This is a genomic window from Kutzneria chonburiensis (assembly GCF_028622115.1).
GTDB lineage: Bacteria > Actinomycetota > Actinomycetes > Mycobacteriales > Pseudonocardiaceae > Kutzneria > Kutzneria chonburiensis.
In genome coordinates this window covers 6,931,840-6,951,913 of record NZ_CP097263.1, presented here as the reverse complement: position 1 = coordinate 6,951,913, position 20,074 = coordinate 6,931,840, and the positions used below count along the sequence as shown (strand labels likewise).

The following is a 20,074-nucleotide window of genomic DNA, read 5'->3' as shown; positions in this document are numbered from 1 at the left end:
GTGCTTGCCACGCGAACCGGCTCCGACCTGCGGGTCTGTCCGACGTGAACTCCGCGTGAGCCCCGGTTCACCTGGATGAACTTATCTCGCTCGCCCGGTGTCACTCCTAAGGCTGGCGTAGCGTCACCCACGGGGTTGCCACGACGCGCCAACAGGCGCGAACGCTGACGAAAGTCGTGGTCAGCGTGCATGATGGCGGTCGAGCAACACCCTCTCGTCGCTAGAAAGGACCATGAAGTTGGCTCTGCCCACACTGACCCCTGAGCAGCGTGCGGAAGCGCTGGCGAAGGCTGCGGAAGCCCGCAAGGCCCGCACCGCGCTGCTTGCTTCGATCAAGTCCGGTGAGACGACCTTCGGTGAGGTGCTCAAGCGGGCCAAGGACGACAAGACCGTCGGCAAGACCAAGGTCGCCCAGCTGCTGAAGGCCGTGCCCGGGCTCGGCGCCGTCAAGGTCGCCAAGCTGCTCGAGGAGACCGGCATCGACGCCGACCGCCGCGCCGCCGGCCTCGGCGACCGGCAGCGCCAGGCGCTGCTCGACGCGATCGGCTGAGCACGGCCATGTGCTCGACGACCGATAAAGGTCCGGTTGACCGATATCGAGTCAGTCCGACCCGGTGCGACAGTCGCGCCGGGTCGGACTCTTTCCTCACCAGCCCGGATAGCGCAGCAGCCAGGCGTCGTCGGTCGGCGGGTTCGGCCCGAACTCGGCCAGCGCGTCGCCGGTCAGCGCGGTGATCGCCGCGCGCAGCTCCAGCCGCTCCAGCCAGTCGGCCGGGATCGCGGCCACGCCGTGCCACGCCCCGACCAGGTTGCCGCAGACCGAGCCGGTGGAGTCGCTGTCGCCGGAGTGGTTGACCGCGATCCGCAGCGCCTCCGGCAGCTCGTCGGTCACCAGCATCGCGTAGACCGCGATGGCCAGCGCCTCCTCGCCGACCCAGCCGCCACCCAGCTCGTCGGACATCCGCTCGGCGCTGACCAGGCCCTCGTCGGCCAGCCGCACGGCGGAGGTCAGCCGGGCCAGCTGCTCTTCGTGCCCCGGCCATCTCGTCAGCACGGGCGTCAGCGCGGCGATGCAGTCCGGCAGCGACGTGCCGCGGAGCAGGCCGTGCACCAGGAACGCCAACGCCGCCGCCGACAGGTAGCCGCTGGGATGGCCGTGCGTGAGCGCGGCGGTGGCGGCCCCGAGCGCGAAGACCACCTCGGGATCGCTCGACCACAGCGCCACCGGTGCGGCCCGCATGACGCCGCCACAGCCCTTCGAGTCGTTGGGCGGATTGCCCATCGAGCCGGCCGGATTGCCGGCGGCGAACACCCGCAGCGCCGTCACGCAGGTGTTGCCCGGCGACCGGCGCGCGAACAGCGCCCGCTCGGTGACCAGCCAGCCGTCGGGCTGCGACCGGCCCTCGGCGAACGGACCGCCGGCCTGCGTCCAGTCGAAGCCCTGGGTGTGCAGCCAGCGCTGGAGCGCGTGCTGCACGATCGGCACCGGGTCGCCGGAGGTCGACACGCGGTCCCGCACGTGTGCCCGGATCAGGCCCTCCAGCGTGAACAGGGTCATCTGGGTGTCGTCGGTGATCGTGCCGTCCGGGCCGCCCGGCCCGAAGCCGGTCACGCCCCGCTCGCCGTGCTGGCGGCGGATCATGTCGATCGGCAGGAACTCGATCGACGCGCCCAGCGCGTCCCCGACCGCGCCGGCCAGCACGCAGCCCAGCACCCGGTCGGCCCAGGTCAGCGGGGCCGCCGGCACCGGGAACTTGCGGCCGTTCTCGTCGAGGCCGATCGGGAAGTCGTGCCGGCCCGGGTCGGACGGCCGCAGCCGCTGCTCGACCGGCACGGCCAGGCTGTCCAGATGGAACCGGGTGATTCGCTCGATGTGCTCCTGGCCGGTGCCAGTCGCCCACTCCCACTCGCTCATCGCCATGTCAGCCCAGTTCCTCCAGCGCGATGTCCCAGCCCTTGATGCTCGGGTAGTACCGCTTCCCGGTGACCCGGAAGGCCGCGCCCGGCCCGAAGACGACCTCGCCGAACTGCTCGCCGTCCTCGGAGATGGCCCCGATCAGCTTGCCGCCGCTGCGGGCGTCGATGGTGTAGCGGACAAGGCCGTCGCCGGTGTACGCCGGATTGGCCGAGGTGCTCAGGAAGGTCCGCTCCACGATGGTGTCGCCGAGCTGGTACTCGGCCGCGATGGCGGCCGCCCGCTCGGGATCGCGCACGCCCAGCACCCGGGTCACCACGCCGGTGTAGGACGGCAGCTTGCTCAGCGCGCTCACCACGTGCTCGATCTGGCTGCCGTTGTCGGACGTCTGGCCGGCGGCCGGCGGCACCGGGTCCTGGATCGCCACGGGGATCGGCACCGGGTCCGGTTCCAGGGCTGGTTCCAGCGGCGGCTCGAGTTGTGACTCGAGTTGTGGCTCGGGTGAGCCGACGGACAGGTCCATCGGGATCTCGTCCGGCACGACCTCGGCCGCCGGCGGCTCGTCGAGCTCGGGCAGCAGGTCCGACTCCAGGACCGGCGCGACGACGTCCTCCTCGGCCGCCTGCCCCATCGCCTCCCGCACCGCCGCCGTCACGGCGTCGGCCAGGCTGGCCGGCGTGTGGTGTTCGAACGCGTCGCGGTCGAACGAGAGTTGGCGCAGTCCGCCCACGCCGTCGACGACAACCGTCACCATCCGGTCCGGCGACTGGGCCAGTCCGGTGCGGTTCCGCAGATCGCGGTTGAGCCGCTGGGCGTCGGCCAGCTGCTCCCGCGCGCTGGTCAGCAGCTGGCTCATCGAGTCCAACATCGCGGCGTTGCGCGCCAGCAGCTCCGCCATCTGCTCCGAATCGGTCATCCTCGCCCCTCTGATTGGCAGACAGACGGTAACCGGCGCGGTCGACGATGACAGCGAAGTTGACGCAACGGTTGGTGCGCGGCGCGGCTGAACTGCACTGAGCGGCCCGAGTGATGTAGCCCACCGACAGCAACCCCCACCCGCCGCGCCCCACCCGCCCCACCCGCCCCACCCGCCCCATCAAAAGTCACATGCGGCGCGGACTTGCCTCCCTGGGGCACGTCCGGACCGCATGTGCCACAAAGGCGCTGCCCCGGAGCCGTGGCTTCGGGGCAGCGTGGTCGGTGGGAACTCAGCCGTGCAGGGCGGACTTGGCCAGCCACTGGTCCCAGCTGACGGCCCAGTCGTAGTAGTCGCCGTCCTTCGGGCCGAGCTGCTGGGTCGAACCCGTGATCTCCACCGGGTCGCCCGGCAGCACCTCGTCGTAGACGGCCTTGGCGTTGTCCGGGGCCAGGTTGGCGCAGCCGTGCGAGACGTTGGTGTTGCCCTGGGCCCAGATGCTGGGCGCGTAGCCGTGCATGAACTCTCCGTTGTTGGAGATCCGCACCGCCCACGGCACCACCACGTTCTCGTAGTGGTACTTCGGGTTGGTCATGGCGAAGGTGGCGCTCTTGGACATCACCAGGTGCGTGCCGCTGTTGGTGACGCGGCCCGGGTCGGAGTCCAGGCCGTAGCTGGCCGGGTAGTCGGCGATCTGCTTGCCGTCCTGGAACACCTGAAGCCGGTGGGTCTGGGTGTTGCCGCGGATGATCAGGCTGCGGCCGACGGTGAAGGACACCGACATGTCCTCGGCGCCGTACGCGCCGTTGCCGAACGGGGTGCCGTACAGCTTGGCCAGCAGCGTGACCTTGGTGTTGGCCGGCCAGTAGTCCTTGGGGCGGTAGTGCACGGTCTCGTCGTCCAGCCAGGCCCACGAGCCGCCGGTGGTCTGGTTCGAGGTCTGCACGGTCAGCGCCCGCTCGACGGCCGCCTTGTCCTGCACCGGCGAGCTGAAGTTCAGCACGATCGGCTCGCCGATGCCGACGGTGGCGCCGTCGGCCACGTTGATCGACGCGCTGATCGTGCGGCCCGGGCGCAGCGTGTGGAAGCTGCCGGCCAGCGCCACCTTCTTGCCGTCGGCGCCGAGGGCCGAGCCGGACCAGGTGTAGCTGCGGTCGTAGCCGAGCGATTCGGTGGCCGTCCAGCTGTGCTTGTCCGGCGACACCAGGCCGTTCACCTCGCGGCCCTGGTCGTTGACCAGGTGCACCTCGGTGATCCCGCCGTCGGCCACCACCACCTGCACCGGGTCGGCCGGCGAGACGTTCTGCGCGGTGTCACCGGGAATCTGGGTGACCTTGGCCGGCTTGGACACCGCGGCCGGCGACACCTTCTGCTCGGTCGGCGTCGTCCTGGTCTCCGGCGCGGTGGTCGAGCCGCACGCGGTCAGGCCGAGGACGGTGGCGAACACGCCTAACGTCAAAGCCCAGCGAGTTCCTCCAACGGTCCGACGCACGGCCACCCCTTCCCCCGAAAGCCCCTCTGTATTTCCCTGCACCCCCATCGACGCCGCAGGTACTACCCACGTTGACCGCCGCAAACGTGATACGCATCACACAATCGGGTGATCTTGTCGAAGGGGTCCTTGAACGGTACCGCCGGGCCCGTCCGAGAACGCTCTCGATTCGATCAAGTATTGGCCGCGAAGGGGAACGCCGGCCGGGACTACTGACCCGACGAGATGCTGCCGGCCAGGATCTGGCCGAGGCCGCCGCGGGTGGCCACCACCATCAACCGGTCCCGTGGCACCAGCTGGTGATCGGGCGAGGGCTGCCAGTCCAGTCGCTGCTCGGTGCGGCGTTGCAGGCCGATCACCCGGACCTCGAAACGCTGCTCGACCTGGTGCACGGTCAGCCGGTTGAGCCCGGTGCCGTCGCCGACCGGCACCTCGGCGATCAGCAGCACCCGGCGGCCGACCGGGATGGTGCCGATGACCTGCCGTTCCACCATCGCGGCGGCGAAGGCCGGCGCGGCGAGGAAGGACACGCTGCGGGAGACGTTGATGTCGAAGCGGCGCTCGACCAGCCGCGCGAAGTCGTTGTCGAACAGCCGCAGCACGACCAGCAGGTCGTCCCGGATGGCCTTGGCGGTCAGCGCCGCCTCCAGGTTGACCACGTCGTGCGAGCTCAACGTGACCAGGGCCCGGCTGGTGCCGATGTAGGCGGCCCGCAGCGTGTCGTCCCGGCTGGCGTCGCCGATGATCACCGGCAGGCCCAGCCGCTTGGCCAGCGGAATGCCGCGAGCGTTCTCGTTGCGGTCGATGCCCACCACCGGCACACCAAGGTCGTGCAGCTGGGCGATGACCCGGACGCCGACCTGGCCCAGCCCGATGACGACGACGTGGTCGCGGAACGGCCCCTGCGGACCGCCGGCGGCGGCCAGGCGGGCGCTGACCACGGCGTCCAGCGCCACCGCGGTGATGATCGGGATGATCGAGATGCCGACGATCGTCACCATCACCTGGGTGATCTTGTTGATCACCGGCAGGCTGTCCAGCGGCTGGGCCGCGCCGGCCACGTCCAGCGCGGTCTCGTAGACGGCGTTCCACCAGGTGTAGCCGCCGAACATGGCGAACATGGTGGTGCCGATGGCCAGCAGCACGAACAGCGACAGCGCCGCCACCCCGACCTTGCGGTTGAACACCGAGCCGAAGTTGCGGCGGACCGCGGCCAGCAGCCGCCCCCGCCGCCGGCTCACCGTCTTCTCGACACTCGAGCCGTTGGTGAAGGCCAGCACCAGGTCGCTGTCGTGCTCGTCGACCGGTAGCAGGTCGGCGTTGGTCTGATCGGTCGTGTCGGCCAGGCCGCAGATGATCCGCGACGCGTCCACCTCGTCGCGGCGCACCACGTACAAGGTGCGGCCGGACACCCGGATGTGCGTCGGGCCCTCCCGGCCCAGCGCCGCCGCCACGAACGACGGGGCGGCCATCGCCGCGTCCGACAGCACCGCGCAGTCCGCGAACAGCGTGCGGACCCGGTGGCCCAGGCTCATGTTGAACTGGCGCAGCACCAGCCGCAGGTCCGGATTGATGTCCTGGGCCAGCAGCGCGGCGTGGATGTTGCCGGCGTCGTCCGAGCCGAGCAGCGCCAGCGCCCGGGCCGTCGACAGCTTGGCCGCGTGGAACGCCGCGCTGTCCGGGGTCGCGGCCTCGATCACCTTGACCCGGCTGAGCTGCGCGATCCGCGGCCCGTAGTTGGCCTGCTTGGACGGCAGGATGACGGTGACGTCCTCGTCGTACCGATTGATCAGCTCGTCGACCAGGCGGAAGGTCAGCGGGTTGTCCCCGCACACCACCAGATGCCGACGCCGGTCGTTCCTACGGAGCTGGAGCGTCGGCACATCTTGATCGTATGCGAGCGACGACGGGCCGGGGGCCGGTTGGCGGGCAAGAACAGGCCGCCGGCCGGGCACACCCGTTCGGCCCACGGGAAGGTCGTGTGCGTGAGGTCCATCGACCGACCAGCGGGGGCCGGGTCGGCCGTGGCGCGGCCGGTGGGCCGGACCGGGCTGGTCAGTGGTGGGGGGACCGGCGGGTCAGCTGGGCCGAGTGGCCGCGGGAGGCTGATCAGCGGGGTCCGGGGGCGTCGGCCGGCAGCGCCGGCCGACGGAGACCACTCAGTAGTGGTTCTGCTGGTTGTTCTGGGACTCCCAGGCCAGGCGCTGGGTGATCCACTCCTGGGCCAGGGCCAGTGGGGAGGTCTGGTGCATGGCGGCCAGCTCGCGCAGCTGCTCGTTCGCGGTCAGCGACAGCCGCAGCTGGTAGACCTGCGCGTTGCCGAAGCGGCGGCCGGACCCGGTGGTCTCGACGTCGCCCTCGGGCGACAGCGCGGCCAGGTAGTTCTCCAGCTCGTGGTCCGGAGCGGCTTCCTGCTGCTCACGGGCCGGTTCGCGGTGTCTACCGTCTTTTTTCCGTCCAAGCGAGGGAAGAGGCACGCCGAAGAGGATAACGGTTCGGTTGCGGGCGGGTGACAGGTGTGTCCCCCGCCACAGGGGCCGGGCATGGAGAGGCCCCCGCGCCAGGGGGAGGAACGCGGGGGCCGGAGGGGATCTCCACAGGCGCTGACCGGGGGTATGTCAGCTAAGACGATTGTGACATGGCTCGTAGCCGCCCGCGAGGGTTTCGGTCGGGATTCGTGCCCGAATTTCTCGCTTGAAAACCAGGTAGCCCCGATCGACCCGGGATGATCATTGCTCGGCACGGCTGAGCGCGGCTGCTCCGGACAGCGCTTGCGTTCGACAGCGTTCGACCGGTACGCCGGGAAACGGTGAAACTGTGAAACCGTCTTGAGTGCACGGAGTGTGACCGGAACCGTGACTCGTTACTCTTCGTCGCTTTCGCGTGGTAGTGCGACTATCGGTAACTGGATTGGTCGGCGCCGCGGCGGCAAACGATGTGCATTGGTCCTGGAACCGGTTCCGGCGGTCGGCGACCCCGCCTGGCCTGCGTGGACGTGCGCGATCGGGCAGCGGGATGCCCACTTCGCGGCCGGCCCGCTGAACCGCGTTCAGTCATCTGACGAACCGAACAGCGCGCCGGTCGCCCTCGGTGAGCGTTGCCGAAGTCGCCGCCATTGGTATTAGTTGACGAAGGACTAGCGGCCTACCGGCCCACGCCACCTGGTGGCCCGCTCGGTCTCGGCTCGAAAGATCGTCGAGTCCGCGGAGGGATACGCGTGGCCGGCGGAAGCCTGGCGTGTTCCCTGTTTCCGCAATGCGAGAACGGCCGGGGTAAACCCCCGCCGTGGCCACGTTCCCGATCGGGCGTTCGGGCTCCCGCGACTGCGCCAATTCAACGTTGTTTCGCGCCGCCCGTATGGCGCGGGAGGGGTGGTGCCCGGCGGGGCCCTCCATATACAGGGCGTCGGCGGTGCGCGACCGCTCCCTCACTGCACGTAGTACCCGGGGCTCGCCGCGCGGGCACGGGCGGCGGGCGAGGGGCAAAACTGACCGATCGTCGGCTCTCCGCCCGCACCAACGGGCAACGGTCGTGGCGGCGGCCGCCGGACGAGGCCAAGATCAAATACCCCTGCGGGGTAGTCGTATGAGGTCAGGACCTCAGGGGCGAGCAGGGGACTGGACCGATACAGGCGTTGGTGCAGTTGATCAGTACCCGGTCTGGTGCATAACTCACGGTTACTCTGCGTCTGAGGGGAATCACTCTCCGGGGGCTGCAAGGCGTGGCGCGGCTCGCTTAGCCTCGCCGCCACGAGCTGAGTCGGGGAGGCACCACATGAGCGGGTCCCTTGAAGTCCGAAAGTTCCTCTGGCAGCACGACGACTCGATGCCGCGCGGCACGGCCAACGGCGTGCCGGCGCAGCGCAGCGACGAACCGTCCAAGATCTCGGCCGACCAGGTGCACCGCGCCCGTCTCGCGGTGGCCCGTGGCGCGCTCGACGTCGACGACTGCCGCCAGCTGCTGGACATGCTCGGCCTGTCGCCGGGCGACGACGGCGTGCCGCCGGTCCGCCGCTGAGGCCGGCCGATCGACCAGGACCGGTCGTCGGGGCAACGGCGTTCGGGGCGCCGCCCGACGGTCGGTCCTACTCCACTTCCCGATAGGTGAGACTTCGTCACCTCCGAAGTCGTGAGGTGTCCTCGGCAAGCCGATCTTCGAGAACAGGATCGGGCGACGCCGGCCAAATGCGCCCTGGCGACAACCGGATGCGCGGCTGGTCCATTCGGCCCCTTGTGGACGGCGAATTGTCCGGCACCTGTCCGATCCACTCTGACCGGCCGTGAATTTGTGACGGCGGCCACCGAGAAGAATTCGCGAATTCGTCGAACGGACCGGCACACCGGCTGATCAAGAGTGTGGCGCAGGCCACGTCAACTGGTCCGACCCGGTTGGAGCCCCCGACCAGGCCCTGAACAGGGCTTGATCGACTGTGCCGGGCCGCCGCGCGCGGTGAAAGCGCAGGTGAGAGGGTTTCAGGGCCCCGGATTTGGAACTTGTCCCCGACCCGTTCTATGCTACTCGTGCTTCCAGCGGACAGCCGTTGGAGGGCCCGGATGCCAAGGTCCCTCGTAGCGAGGTCCACGGAAGACGGAGTCCTCATCGTCTAGCGGCCTAGGACCCCGCCCTTTCAAGGCGGTAGCACGGGTTCGAATCCCGTTGGGGGCACGGCAGTACAGGTAGTACAGTGACACTGCAGTACAGTGGCAACAAGCAAGGCCCAGTGGCGCAGTTGGTTAGCGCGTCGCCCTGTCACGGCGAAGGTCGCGGGTTCAAGTCCCGTCTGGGTCGCAGGAGTTCGATCGGGCTTCCGGTCATCTCTGGCCAGGTAGCTCAGTTGGTACGAGCGACCGCCTGAAAAGCGGTAGGTCGGCGGTTCGACCCCGCCCCTGGCCACGAGCGATGAGCGACGCGTGTCTGCGGAAAGCGCAGACTGCGTCGCTCGTTTTTTGTTCTGGGGGGCGACCCCCAGACCCCCGGCGTCGGGCTTCGCCCGACGACCTGGGGTGGGCACGGGCGTGACGCGTGCCAGTGGAAAAACGTAGGCCCGTCGCTCGGTCTTTGGACTGGGGGCGACCTCTCGGACCCTGGAGTCGGGCTTCGTCCGACAGCCTCGGCTGGCAACTTGTCCTTCGGGCGCGGAACATCGGTGATGTTCCGCGCCTTTTGTGCTTTGCGGGGGCGGGGGTTTCTTGGCGTAGTTGTGACCCGCCACCTGGTCGTGGCGGGGCTGCGGGCGGGCCCACGGGGCGGGGTCACGTTCGGTTCAACAAACGCCGTAACTTTCCCGTATCGCCACCCCTATCGAGTTACGTGTCACTCAACTGGGGGATATTCGGTCATGGCGGTGGAACCGTTCGGGTGCACACGGAATAACCTGTCTGCCTAATCGTCGTGGTCGCGAGTCGGATATTGTCCACGCCGTCCCCGCGGCCGCCCTTCAAGCCCGGCTGTGGGCCCATCGGTGGCTCAACACGCCCCGAATCAGTTGATCTTGGGAGACGGGATGCGGGTTCGGGTGAGACAGCTCAGACGGGGCGCGGACGCGGTGTCCATCCCGGCGCCGCTCGGCGTCCCGCTGCGCCCGCTGACCGACACCCCGCTGACCGACAACCGCCCGACCGAGGACCCGTCGACCAAGGACCGCCCGACCGACAGCCGACTCACCGAAGACCGATCGATCGAAGACCGGCCGTTCAACGGGCGCGCGGCCGACGGCCTCCCGCCGCAGAGCCGGTCAATCGAAGACCGGGCGGTCGAGGACCGGCCGTTCAAGAGCCACTCGGCCGGCGGCCTCCCGGTGCAGAGCCGATCGATCGAGGACCGGGCGTTCAAGGGGCAACTGGTCGAAGACCGGCCGATCGAAGGGCGACGGTCCGCGAACCGGCCGAGCGAGGGTGCGTCGATCGATGACCTGCTGGCCGGCGACCGTTCCATCGGCCGTCGGCCGGCGCGACCGGTGGCCACCTGGGAGCTCAAGTACCGCCGGGTGGTCATCGCCAGCGACCTCGGCTCCATCCTCACGGTTGTCGCTCTGCTCGGCGCGTTCGTCGCGAACTCGGCCACCGCGGGGGACTTTCCGCCGGTGCTGCTGGCCATTGCCACCATCGTCACGGTGCTGGCCTCGCTCACCGCCTGCCGGGCCTGGAGCACGGCGGTGCTCGGCCAGGAAGCCGAAGAGTTCCGGCGGCTGGGCAAAGCCATTGTCGCGGCGGCGGTTGTGCTGGCGGTGGTGAGCCTCGGCCTGGGCCTGCCGGGCGTGCGCGGCTGGATCTTCCTGGTGGTGCCGGCGATCGCGGTGGTGGCCTTCCCGCTCCGCTACATCCTGCGCCAACTGCTGCACCGACGCCGTCGCGCCGGCCGCTGCCTGCTGCCGGTGCTGGTCGCCGGCAGCGTCGACACGGCGACGGACCTGATCGCCCGCACCCGCCGCGAGCCGCACAACGGCTGGCGCGTCGAAGCGGTGTGCGTCGGCGGCCCCTGCGGCAGCATCGACGGCGTGCCGGTGGTCGGCCAACTCGACGAGCTCGCCGACCACGTGCGCCGCGGCGGCTACCGCGTCGTCGCGATCACACCGGACCCGTACTGGACCCCGCTTCGGTTGCAGCGCCTGGCCTGGCAACTGGAGGGAACCTCGGCCGAGATGGTCGTCGCCCCGGTGCTGATGGAAGTGGCCGGCCCCCGCGTGCACGTCACGGGCGTGCTCGGCCTGCCGCTGCTCCGCGTGAGCTCGCCGACCTTCACCGGTGCCCGCCGCGTGGTCAAGGAGATCGTCGACAAGATCGGCGCGCTGCTGCTGCTGACCGTGCTCGCGCCGGTCCTGATCACCATCGCCGCCGCGATCCGGCTCGGCGACCGCGGCCCTGCCCTGTACCGCCAGCAGCGCGTCGGCAAGGACGGAAAGCCGTTCACCATACTGAAATTCCGGACCATGGTGGTCGACGCCGATCGCCGCCGTGACACGCTGCTGGCCGGCAACGAGGCAGCCGGTCCACTGTTCAAGATGCGCCGCGACCCGCGGGTGACGCCGATCGGCGCGGTGCTGCGCCGGTTCTCCATCGACGAGCTGCCCCAGCTGGTGAACGTGCTGCGCGGCACCATGTCGCTCGTCGGGCCGCGGCCGCCGCTGCCGCAGGAGGTCGAGGCCTACGGGCCGGACATGCTGCGGCGGCTGCTGGTGAAGCCGGGCCTGACCGGTCTGTGGCAGGTCAGCGGGCGCAGCGACCTGCCGTGGGACGAGGCCGTGCGGCTGGACCTGCGCTACGTCGAGGACTGGTCGCTCGCCCTCGACGCGCTGATCCTCTGGAAGACCGTGCGCGCGGTCGTCCGAGGTCAAGGGGCGTACTGAATCTTGTCCACACGTGAACGGACCGAGGACACCGGACCTTGCCTCGACGTAAGTGGTGGCCGAGGCTGTACCGGTGATTCCGCCGCCACCCAAGGAGACCAGGTGAACAAGAAGGTCGCGCCGCTGATCGGTGTCGCGAGCGCGCCGATCGCGGTCGGGCTGCCGGTGTACAACGGCGAGCCCTACCTGGCCACCTCGCTGGCCAGCCTGCGGGCGCAGCGGGACGTGGACTTCGAGCTGTGGATCGCCGACAACTGCTCGACCGACGGCACCGAGGAGCTCTGCCGCGAAGCGGCCAAACAGGACGATCGCATCCGGTACTTCCGGCGCGAGCGCAACGTCGGCTCCAGCGAGAACCACAACCGCCTCATTCACGAGACGAAGACCCGCTACTTCACGTGGGCGGCGTCGGACGACGCCTACGAGCCGGACCGGCTGCGCAAGATGCTCGACGCGCTCACCGACCGGCCCGACGCGGCGATGTCGTTCACCTCGGCCCGGGAGATCGACGCCACCGGCGCGACCGTCGGGCACTGGGACAACCCGTGCCGGACCGAGCACTACGACCCGGTGGTCCGGCTGCGTGACCTGATCGGCCGCGAGCACGAGAACTACCACTGCTACGGCCTGTACCGGCGGGACATCCTGACCAGGACCCACCTGCTGCCGCCGGTGAAGAACAACGACCGGATACTGATCGCCGAGCTCTCCCTGTACGGCCGGTTCGCCGAGGTCCGCGAGGCGCTGCTGCTGCACCGCCAGCACGACCGCCGCCTGACCCAGTCGGTCTCGCAGCGGGAGTGGTACCGCACCCAGCGCAGCGACGGCAAGCGCTTCGTCCTGCCCAACGTGGAGGAGGCGGGCTGGTACCTGAAGGCCATCGCGGGGGCTCCCTCAACCGGCAGCAGCGGGTGCTGGCACTGTTGGCGCTGCGGCCGTGGATGCGGGACAACGCGGTCCCGATGGCGCGCAACGTGGCGCGGGCGGCGGTCGACGGAGCCCGGATGGCGGCGTCGGCGGCACTGCCGCGCAAGTGAGACCGAGTCAGGCGAAAGGGAACACGTGGACGCGTTGGACATCCTGCGGGTGCTGCGACGGCGGTGGAAGTTCACCGCGCTGGCCGGCGCCGTGCTCGTCGTCCTGGTCGGCGCCGTGGTGTTCCTGGTGCCCCAGCAGTACAAGGTGACGGCGATCAGCCTGGTCACGCCGGCCAGCAGCCAGGACGTGCAGAACCCGTACAGCGTGGCCGGCCAGGCCCAGTCCCAGATGGCGGCGCTGCTGGTCACCGTGCTGACCTCGCCGGCCGTCACCGAGGGGTACGCCGACAAGGGCGCCACCGGCACCATCGAGGTCACCAACGCCAACGGCTCCTCCGACAGCGCCACCACCGACAGCCCGTTCATCACGATCACCGTCACCGACAAGTCGGCCAACGGCGCGGTGCAGGGCGCGCAGCTGGTCCGCCAGCGCGCCCTCGACGAGCTCAAGAACCGCCAGGACGCGGCCAAGGTCACCGACGCGCAGCGGCTGATCCTCACCGACGTGCTGCCGGCGGCCAACCCGACCACCACCCGGGCCTCGCAGTACCGGGCCATCGGCCTGGTCGCCGCCCTCGGCCTGGTGCTGGGCGTGCTCGGCGTGGTCATCGCCGACCGGGTGATCGCCCGCCGGGCCAAGCAGGAGACGGCCGAGGCCGAGGAAAAGCCGGTGCCGGCCAAGGCGGCGGAGCCGGTCAACGGCAAGGCCAAGGACGAGCACCGGCAAGGGGTGCTGCCCGAGTTCCGTGCGCCGACGAAGCTCCCGGCCAGTGAGCCGCCCACGATCAAGTTCTCGCCGGTGCGCAGCGACGAGAAGCAAGGCGGAGGGAGCCGCCGATGACGGTGGCCGCGGCCGGCAGACGCACGCCGGCCAGCACCGTCGCGGCCCAAGCGCTGTTCCGGGTCTCCCCGCACGTCATCCTCGGCGGCTACGCGCTGCTGTTGGCGTTGCCGCAGAACAACGTGCTCGTCGGCGGCGGTGGCGGCATCACCCCGGCCCGTGTGGTGGCCGGCGGCGCCCTGTTGTGGTGGCTGGTCGCGCGCTTCGCCGGCGGTTTCAAGCTCGCGGTCGGGTCGAACCCGGTCCGCCGGGTGCTGCTGCTGGCGCTGGGCCTGTTCGCCGCGGCCGACGCGATCGCCTTCATCGGCGGCGTGCAGGATTCACGGATCTCCAACGCCGACCGTGGCGCGATGCTGTTCGTGCTGGCCGTCGGCGCCGCGCTGCTGGTCTGTGACGGGCTGAGCAGCACCCGGGCCCTGCGCGCGGTGTTCGCCGGTGCCGTCGTCGGCTTCACCTTCTCGGCCGTTGCCGCGATCGCCCAGTTCGGCACCGGCCTCGACCTGCGCAAACTGACCGTCTTCCCGGGACTGGCCGCGCAGCCGCTCGGCGACCTCGCGCTGGGCCGCGGTGGTCTGGAGCGGTCCATCGGCTTCGCCGGCCATCCCATCGAGCTGGCCGCCACCACGGTGGCGATGCTGCCGCTGGCCCTGCATCTGGCGCGGTACGGGCGATTCAAGCCGCTGTGGTGGACCTGCGCCGTGCTGCTGATCGGCGGTCCGCTGGTGTCGATCTCCCGTACCGGCCTGCTCGGCCTGGTCGTGATCGGCGTCTTCCTGCTGCCGCGGTACGGGCTGGTGCGCTGGCTGCTGGTCGCCGGCCTGCTCAGCAGCGCCGTGTTCGCGGCCGGCGTCATCTGGCCGCGGCTGCTGGACGTTCTGATCAACACGGTCGCCGGGTCCAGCAAGGACTCCAGCATCTGGTCCCGGCTGACCAAGTACGACTACGTGTGGAGCCATTTCCTGGCCAAGCCGCTCGGCGGGCAGGGGCTCGGCACCTACGTCGCGCCGGTCCAGCCGTACCTGGACAACCAGTACCTGCTGACCACGGTCGAGTCGGGTCTGCCGGGCCTGATCGGCTTTGTCGCGCTGCTGGCTGTGCCGCTGTGGTGGGCGTTCCGGCTGTGGCGCTCCAGGACGATCGAGTCGCCGCCGCAGGTGCGCGACGCGGCCTGGGCCGTCGGTGTGGCGCTGCTGGTGTGCACGCTCAGCTTCGGCACCTACGACGGGCTGGCCTTCCCGCAGATGGCCGGCATCTCGTTGCTGCTGGTGGGTTGCGCCGGCGCGCTGTACCGCATCGCCCGCCGAACCGAGGTGGCCGCATGACCCGGGTGCTGGTCGCCGTCGTGACCTACAACTCCGCCGCCGACCTGCCGACGCTGCTGGCCAGCCTGCCGGCCGGTCTTGACGGTGTGGACTGGCGGCTTGTCCTGGCGGACAACAACTCCAGCGACGACAGCGTCGCGGTGGCCCGGCGGCTGGCCCCGGCCGCGACAGTGGTCGAGACCGGCGCGAACCTGGGCTACGCGGCCGGCATCAACGCCTGCGTGGAGCTGGCCGAACCCGACGAGGCGCTGCTGGTGCTCAACGCCGACGTCGTGCTGGATCGCGGCTGTGTGCGGGAATTGTTGCGCGCCTGCACAAACGGCTCGGTCGGCGTGGCTGTCCCGCTTGTCACTCGATCGGATGGAGTTGTCGAGCCGACCCTGCGGCGCCGTCCCACGGCGTCGCGCGTGCTGGCCGAAGCGGTGCTCGGGGCGCGCTCCGGTCCGCTGGGCGAACGGGTCGACGTGCCGGCCCCGCCGCGGCCGATCGACGTCGACTGGGCCAACGGCGCGGTGCTGCTGATCCCGGCCGAGGTCCGGCGGCGGATCGGCCGGTGGCAGGAGGATTTGTTCCTGTACTCCGAGGAAGTCGACTACTGCCGGCGGGTCGTGGACGCTGGTTGGCGGGTGCGCCAGGTGCCGGCCGCCCGCGCCACGCACCGTGGCGGCGACGTCACCAGCTCCGCGCCGCTGTGGGCGCAGCTGATCACCAACAAGGTCGTGCACGTGGCCCGCTGGGAAGGCCGCGCCGCCGCCGAGCTGGTGTGGACCACCTTGTTGCTGGCGCAACTCGTCCGGCTACCGTTGCGCCGCGGCACCCATCGCCGGGCGCTGCTCGAACTTCTGCGCGGGCGGCGGGCACTGCTTGCCGGCGTGCCGACCAATCCGGCCGCGCCGCCGGAGTTCCGCCGCCGCATCCCGGTGACCGGGGCGATAGGAGGCCGTGCTTGAAGGACTACGCCCTGCTGCCGAGACCGGTGAAGGACCTGCTCCGGCAGTCGGTCGGCAAGAACGTGGTCGGCGAGAACTGGTGGCGCCTGCGGTTCGCGGCCGAGCGGTTCGAGGCCGACCGGGCCGAGCACACCGAGGCCCTCGCGCTGGCCGCCCAGCTGGGGCAGGCCGCGTCGGCCAGGGTCGCCGTGGTCATGCCGACCTACCGCCGGCCGGAACGCCTTGCCAACGCGGTGAAAAGTGCCTTGAACCAGACCGTGCGGGACACCGTTGTGTTGGTGGTGGACGACGGTGGTGGGCAGGTCGACGGTCTGCCCGAGGATCCGCGGCTGGTGGTGTTGAAGCTGTCGCGCAACTACGGCAGCCCGGGACTGGCCCGCAATGTGGCGATCCGGCTGAGCCGTTCGCCCTATTTGGCCTTTCTGGATGACGACAACACGTGGCGGCCGGATCACCTCGAGCGGTCGCTGGCGGCGCTGGAATCCGGCGCCGGCATGGTCTACACGGCGTTGCGCCGGCTGCGTGAGGACGGCACGGAGCTCGACGTGCTGAGCCGCCCGTTCTCCCGGGCCCAGCACCGGGACGGCGAGTGGGTCGACATCAATGCCGTGGTGCTGCGGCGTTTCGCCGGCGTTCGATTCGACCCGTGGGCCCGGCCGCGATGGGTGCATCCCCGTGAGGACTGGGAATTCGTGCACCGCGTCTCCGCCAAGTTACGGGTTCGCCACGTTCCGGTGGCCACTGTGGACTATTCGGTGCACAGTGGCAGCTACTTCACCGACTGGGACGCGACGGCGATCGGAGTCAGCACGTGAGCGAGGTCGTCGAGGACTCGCCGGACGCTCTCTCCGGGCAGTTCAAGCTGGGCCTGCGGTTCAGCTTGATCAACACGGTGTTCTCGCGGCTGGCGACCTTCGCCGTCGGCGTGCTGCTGGCCCGGCTGCTGCTGCCCGAGCAGTTCGGCCTGTACACGACGGCGCTGGTCGTGCAGACGTTGCTGTTGACGTTCAACGACTTCGGCACCGCGACCGCGCTCGTCCGGCACAAGGGCGACGTGCGGCCGATGCTGCCGACGGTGTGGACGATCTCCGTCGGCGGCGCGACCGTCGTCTACCTGCTGTGCCTGTTCGGCGCGCCCTATCTGGCGTCCGGCCTCGGCTCGCCGCAGGCCGCCGACCTGGTGCGGGTGTTGTCACTCAACGTGTTGTTCGACGGTTTCGCCGCCGTGCCGGGCGCGCTGCTGACCCGAAATCTGCGCCAGGCCCGGCGGCTGATCGCCGATGTCGTCGGGCTGTTGGTCAACCTCGGGCTGACGGCTGCCTTGGCGCTGACCGGTTTCGGCGCGTGGGCGCTGGTGATCGGCCACGTCAGCGGCACCGCCGTGGTGACGCTGGTGCTGCTGATCGTGACAAAGCAGATTCCGCGTTTTGGCATCAAACGCCGGCATGTCAACGAGGTCGCCAAGTACGGCGGCGCGGTTGTGGTGTCATCGGTCGTGATGGTTCTGCTCCAGTACGCACCGCAGACGATCACCGGCCGCATGCTCGGCGCCACCGCGCTGGGTTTCTTCTACCTGGCTTCGAACGTGTCGAGCTGGCCGGCCTCGGTGGTCACCACGACGGTGGAACGCGTTGGCCTGGCCACGTTCTCCCGCGCCCGCGACGCCGGCGTGGACCTCGACCGTGCCTCCTCGGCGGTGATCGGCATGGTCGCGATGGCCGTGCTGCCCGGCGGGGCCGCGCTGGCTTTACTGGCCCCGCAGATCGTCGAGCTCGTGTACGGGGACAAGTGGGCCCCGGCCGCGCCGGTGTTGGCCGGTCTGGCCGTCGCGACCGTCGCCCGGGTGCTGGCCGATCTGCTCTTCAACCTGATGATCACGGCCGGTGCCACGCTGTCCTCGGTGCTGGTGCAGGTGATCTGGCTGGCGGCGCTGGTGCCGACGGCGATCTTCGCCACGGCTCGGTGGGGCCTGGCCGGCATGGGGTGGGCGGTCGCGGCGGTGTCCTGTTTTGTCGCACTTCCCGTGCACGCCTGGGGTTTGTGGCGGGCCGGCGTGCACGTGCCGGCCCTGCTGCGCGGCCTGGCCATGCCGCTGCTGGCCACCCTGGTGGTCGTCGCCGCACTGTTGGCGACGGCCCTGGTGCTGCACCACTCGTTGCTCTATCTGGTCACCGGTCTGCTGATCACCGCCGCCGCGGTGGCCGTCGGCTGGTTCGGGCTGCGCGATCGGCTGTCGGCCGCGCTGGACGCGCCTAGACAGGTGTAGCCGCGCTGGTCCCAAGTGGACGGAGCGTGGCTACTTTCCTGCCGGTGCAAGGTCGATTCGGAGCAAGGGATAAGGTCTCGGGCCATGCGTGCGGGTGTTCCCACCATCAACGTTCTCGGGGTGCCGGTCGCCGCGCTGACCGCGCCGCAGGCCATCGCCGAGGTGTCCGGCCTGCTGGCCGAGCCCGGGCCGCAGACCCTGGTCTACGTCAACGCGCACTCGGTGAACCTGGCCCGGTTGCACAACCGTTACCGAGCGTGCCTCGCGGACGCCGACCTCGTGCTCAACGACGGCTCGGGCATGGCGCTGGCCGCCCGGATGCGCGGCCGGCGGTTCCCGGCCAATCTCAACGGCACCGACTTCACGCCCGAGGTGCTGCGGCTGGCCGCCCGTGACGGCCTCGGCGTCTACCTGCTCGGCGGCCGCCCCGGCGTGGCCGCGCGGGCGGCGGAACGGCTGCGCGCCCGTATGCCGGGGCTTCGCGTGGTCGGCCACCACCACGGTTACATCGCCGACCATCACGCCGTCACCGCCCAGATCCGTGCGACCGGGGCCGACATCGTGCTGGTGGCCATGGGCAACCCGCGTCAGGAGCTGTGGCTGGCCGAGCACCTGCCGGCCACCGGGGCCGAGCTCGGCGTGGCCGTCGGGGCGTTCCTCGACTTCGCCGCCGACCGGGTTCCCCGTGCGCCCCAGTGGATGCGCAGCCTGGGGATCGAGTGGCTGTACCGGCTCGGCCGCGAGCCGTTGCGCCTGTTCACCCGCTATGTGGTCGGAAATCCGTTGTTCGTCGCGCGGGTGCTGTTCGACCGCGTCCTGGCCAACACACGTTAGGAACCCGCATGTCCGCTGTCTGCTTCGTGACGACGTATCCGTTGTCCCGCCAGGACCTTGGCGGCAGCGGTTGGGTGGATCGGCGGCTGTTGCCCGTTTTCGCCGGTTCGGCCGACGTGGAAGTGGTCTGCGTGACCGGTCCCGATGGTGAGTGGACCGAGCGTTTCGACGATGTCGACGTGACCGCCCGTGCGGCCGGCGATGTGCCGCTGGAGCTGAGGGGTGATCGGCTGGCGCTGGCTCGGATCGCCGCCGGCATGCTGGTCAGCCCGGAGCCCTACCTGGCCCGGAAGTTCTCGGTGTTTCCCGGTTGGCGCAAGGCCGTCGCGCTGTTGCGTTCGCGCGCCGCCGGCCGACAGGTCGTGACCAGCGGCTGGCCCGGGTTGGTGCTCGCGGCCGCTGCTGGTGTGCCGGTGGCGGCACACGTGGCGCACAACGTGGAGTCGACCATCGCCGTGGAGCATTCGCCGCGGCCGTTGCGGATGTTGGGCGAGATCCCGCGCCTGCGGCGGATGGAACGGCGGCTACTCGGGCTTCCCTCGCACGTATTTGCCTTGTCCCGCACCGACGCCGCCGAGCTGTCGGCCATCGCGCTGCCGGTGCCGCTGTCGGCGATCGACGCGTCCGGTGGCCGTGCCGTCGGCTTCATCGGCAAGGCGAGTTGGCCGCCCAACGCGCGGGCGCTGGAGGTGCTGCTGGGGCCGGTGCACGAGCAGCTGTCGGCCATGGGCGTCGACGTGGACTTCGTGCTGGCCGGCAAGGGCACCGAGCAGTTCGCCGAGCACCCGCGGGTCGTCGCCGCCGGGCCGGTGGCCGATGTCGCCGACTTCTACGCCAGGGTCGGCTTGGCCGTGGTGCCCCGGTTCGGGGCCAGCACCGGCGTGAGCGTGAAGGTGCTGGAGGCGGCCGAGTTCGGCGTCCCGTCGGTGTTGCCGCGGTCGCTGGCCGAGGCGATTGATCCGGACGGGCCGTGGTTGGTGGCCGAGACCGTCGACGAGATGGCCGAGGCGATCCGGCGTTGGCACGGCGGCGAGCGGTCTCCTGAGGCCATGGAGTGGGCGCGCAAGCAGGACGTCGCGCGTACGGCTGCCGTGCTGGGGGCTGCGGTCGGCCTGTAACGAAATCGCCCAAAAGGTACATATAGCTGCTGTGCCGG

The 20,074-nt window shown here is 70.3% G+C and carries 15 protein-coding genes and 3 tRNA genes; 13 read left to right on the top strand and 5 right to left on the bottom strand.

The window, feature by feature from the left end; genetic code table 11:
* Nucleotides 1-238: 238 nt before the first annotated feature.
* Nucleotides 239-550 (top strand): integration host factor, actinobacterial type, encoded by a 312-nt coding sequence (gene mihF, locus M3Q35_RS31885; protein ID WP_184868828.1) that lies wholly within the window; start codon nt 239-241, stop codon nt 548-550.
* A gap of 96 nt (nt 551-646) precedes the next feature.
* Here the strand turns inward: mihF and M3Q35_RS31880 are convergent, their stop codons facing one another.
* The 5 genes from M3Q35_RS31880 to M3Q35_RS31860 form a co-directional block, all read right to left on the bottom strand.
* Entirely contained in the window at nt 647-1,921 is a 1,275-nt protein-coding gene (locus M3Q35_RS31880; protein WP_273936239.1) for an ADP-ribosylglycohydrolase family protein, read from the bottom strand.
* Nucleotide 1,922: 1 nt separating this feature from the next.
* Nucleotides 1,923-2,831: a YbaB/EbfC family nucleoid-associated protein gene (locus M3Q35_RS31875; RefSeq protein WP_273936238.1), complete on the bottom strand. Its 909-nt coding sequence runs from the start codon at nt 2,829-2,831 to the stop codon at nt 1,923-1,925.
* Nucleotides 2,832-3,123: 292 nt separating this feature from the next.
* Entirely contained in the window at nt 3,124-4,278 is a 1,155-nt protein-coding gene (locus M3Q35_RS31870) for a L,D-transpeptidase (protein ID WP_273936237.1), read from the bottom strand.
* Nucleotides 4,279-4,532: 254 nt separating this feature from the next.
* Entirely contained in the window at nt 4,533-6,206 is a 1,674-nt protein-coding gene (locus tag M3Q35_RS31865) for an NAD-binding protein (RefSeq protein ID WP_273936236.1), read from the bottom strand.
* A gap of 276 nt (nt 6,207-6,482) precedes the next feature.
* Nucleotides 6,483-6,800 (bottom strand): hypothetical protein, encoded by a 318-nt coding sequence (locus tag M3Q35_RS31860; protein WP_273936235.1) that lies wholly within the window; start codon nt 6,798-6,800, stop codon nt 6,483-6,485.
* 1,297 nt (nt 6,801-8,097) lie between these two features.
* On the opposite strand from M3Q35_RS31860, the gene M3Q35_RS31855 reads away from it, so the two are divergent.
* The 12 genes from M3Q35_RS31855 to M3Q35_RS31800 all read left to right on the top strand — a co-directional run bounded on the left by M3Q35_RS31855 (nt 8,098) and on the right by M3Q35_RS31800 (nt 20,036).
* On the top strand, nt 8,098-8,340 hold the full coding sequence (locus M3Q35_RS31855) for a hypothetical protein (RefSeq protein WP_273936234.1): 243 nt from the start codon (nt 8,098-8,100) through the stop codon (nt 8,338-8,340).
* A 575-nt stretch (nt 8,341-8,915) separates the two neighbouring features.
* A tRNA-Glu gene (locus M3Q35_RS31850) sits at nt 8,916-8,988 on the top strand.
* Between the two features lie 49 nt (nt 8,989-9,037).
* Nucleotides 9,038-9,111 (top strand) — tRNA-Asp (locus M3Q35_RS31845).
* A 31-nt stretch (nt 9,112-9,142) separates the two neighbouring features.
* Nucleotides 9,143-9,216: transfer RNA gene (locus M3Q35_RS31840), tRNA-Phe, on the top strand.
* 1,009 nt (nt 9,217-10,225) lie between these two features.
* Nucleotides 10,226-11,668, top strand: a complete 1,443-nt coding sequence (locus M3Q35_RS31835) for a sugar transferase (RefSeq protein ID WP_379794787.1) — start codon at nt 10,226-10,228, stop codon at nt 11,666-11,668.
* A 102-nt stretch (nt 11,669-11,770) separates the two neighbouring features.
* Nucleotides 11,771-13,546 (top strand): glycosyltransferase family 2 protein, encoded by a 1,776-nt coding sequence (locus M3Q35_RS31830; protein ID WP_273936233.1) that lies wholly within the window; start codon nt 11,771-11,773, stop codon nt 13,544-13,546.
* Entirely contained in the window at nt 13,543-14,868 is a 1,326-nt protein-coding gene (locus M3Q35_RS31825) for an O-antigen ligase family protein (RefSeq protein WP_273936232.1), read from the top strand. The genes M3Q35_RS31830 and M3Q35_RS31825 overlap by 4 nt, the downstream gene beginning before the upstream one ends.
* Nucleotides 14,865-15,818, top strand: coding sequence for a glycosyltransferase family 2 protein (locus tag M3Q35_RS31820; protein ID WP_273936231.1), 954 nt, complete (start codon nt 14,865-14,867; stop codon nt 15,816-15,818). Before M3Q35_RS31825 ends, M3Q35_RS31820 begins: the two co-directional genes overlap by 4 nt.
* Entirely contained in the window at nt 15,815-16,633 is an 819-nt protein-coding gene (locus tag M3Q35_RS31815; RefSeq protein WP_273936230.1) for a glycosyltransferase family 2 protein, read from the top strand. The genes M3Q35_RS31820 and M3Q35_RS31815 overlap by 4 nt, the downstream gene beginning before the upstream one ends.
* Nucleotides 16,630-18,084 carry a lipopolysaccharide biosynthesis protein gene (locus M3Q35_RS31810; protein ID WP_273936229.1) on the top strand — a complete coding sequence of 485 codons (1,455 nt, stop codon included), beginning with the start codon at nt 16,630-16,632 and terminating at the stop codon, nt 18,082-18,084. The genes M3Q35_RS31815 and M3Q35_RS31810 overlap by 4 nt, the downstream gene beginning before the upstream one ends.
* A gap of 84 nt (nt 18,085-18,168) precedes the next feature.
* Nucleotides 18,169-18,918 carry a WecB/TagA/CpsF family glycosyltransferase gene (locus M3Q35_RS31805; protein WP_273936228.1) on the top strand — a complete coding sequence of 250 codons (750 nt, stop codon included), beginning with the start codon at nt 18,169-18,171 and terminating at the stop codon, nt 18,916-18,918.
* An 8-nt stretch (nt 18,919-18,926) separates the two neighbouring features.
* The gene (locus M3Q35_RS31800) at nt 18,927-20,036 is read left to right on the top strand and encodes a glycosyltransferase family 4 protein (protein WP_273936227.1); all 1,110 of its coding nucleotides are present in this window, start codon (nt 18,927-18,929) and stop codon (nt 20,034-20,036) included.
* Nucleotides 20,037-20,074: the final 38 nt, after the last annotated feature.

Excerpts from the sequence above, each read along its gene's own strand:
- M3Q35_RS31855 (WP_273936234.1), top strand. The coding sequence starts at position 8,098 with ATGAGCGGGTCCCTTGAAGTCCGAAAGTTCCTCTGGCAGCACGACGAC.
- M3Q35_RS31820 (WP_273936231.1), top strand. The coding sequence starts at position 14,865 with ATGACCCGGGTGCTGGTCGCCGTCGTGACCTACAACTCCGCCGCCGAC.
- M3Q35_RS31805 (WP_273936228.1), top strand. The coding sequence starts at position 18,169 with ATGCGTGCGGGTGTTCCCACCATCAACGTTCTCGGGGTGCCGGTCGCC.
- M3Q35_RS31875 (WP_273936238.1), bottom strand. The coding sequence starts at position 2,831 with ATGACCGATTCGGAGCAGATGGCGGAGCTGCTGGCGCGCAACGCCGCG.
- M3Q35_RS31800 (WP_273936227.1), top strand. The coding sequence starts at position 18,927 with ATGTCCGCTGTCTGCTTCGTGACGACGTATCCGTTGTCCCGCCAGGAC.
- M3Q35_RS31825 (WP_273936232.1), top strand. The coding sequence starts at position 13,543 with ATGACGGTGGCCGCGGCCGGCAGACGCACGCCGGCCAGCACCGTCGCG.
- M3Q35_RS31880 (WP_273936239.1), bottom strand. The coding sequence starts at position 1,921 with ATGGCGATGAGCGAGTGGGAGTGGGCGACTGGCACCGGCCAGGAGCAC.